Annotated in this window: 1 protein-coding gene; it reads right to left on the bottom strand. The window is 75.6% G+C overall.

What is annotated here, in order from left to right; translation table 11 throughout:
- The coding region (locus G3I65_RS11990; RefSeq protein ID WP_160696169.1) for a type I polyketide synthase at positions 1-648 on the bottom strand (648 nt) is incomplete at both ends.

The raw sequence follows: 648 nt of genomic DNA, 5'->3' as shown, positions 1-648 counted from the left end.
GCGGGTCGTGGCGAGCGCGGCGGCGACGTCCAGCTCGGACGCCTCGCCGTGTTCGTCCACAAAGGACAGAAGACGGCCCGCCTGCGCGCGCAGCGAGTCCGCGCTGGTACCCGAAAGCAGCCACGAGCGGGGCCCAGTGGTGGGCGTGACCCGATCCGCCGGTTCTTCGGTGGGCGCCTGCTCCAGGACGACGTGGGCGTTGGTCCCGCTGATGCCGAAGGAGGAGACGCCCGCGCGGCGGGGCCGGCCGGTCTCGGGCCACGGCGTCGGCCCGGTCAGCAGGGCGACCGCGCCGGCGGACCAGTCGACCTCGGGCGAGGGCGCGTCGACGTGCAGGCTCTCCGGCAGCAGGCCGTGCCGCATGGCCAGCACCATCTTCATCACCCCGGCGACGCCGGCGGCGGCCTGCGTGTGGCCCATGTTCGACTTGATCGAGCCCAGCCACAGCGGCCGGCCGCCATCGCGGTCCCGGCCGTAGGTCGCCAGCAGGGCCCGCGCCTCGATGGGGTCGCCGAGCGTGGTGGCGGTGCCGTGCGCTTCGACGGCGTCGACGTCGGCGGGGGTCAGCCCGGCGCTCTCGAGCGCCGCGCGGATGACGCGTTCCTGCGAGGGGCCGTTCGGGGCGGTCAGCCCGTTGGACGCGCCGTC

Origin of the sequence: Amycolatopsis sp. SID8362 (assembly GCF_010550475.1) — a bacterium.
Classification (GTDB): Bacteria; Actinomycetota; Actinomycetes; order Mycobacteriales; family Pseudonocardiaceae; genus Amycolatopsis; species Amycolatopsis eburnea.
This window is presented reverse-complemented; position numbering and strand designations above follow the sequence as displayed.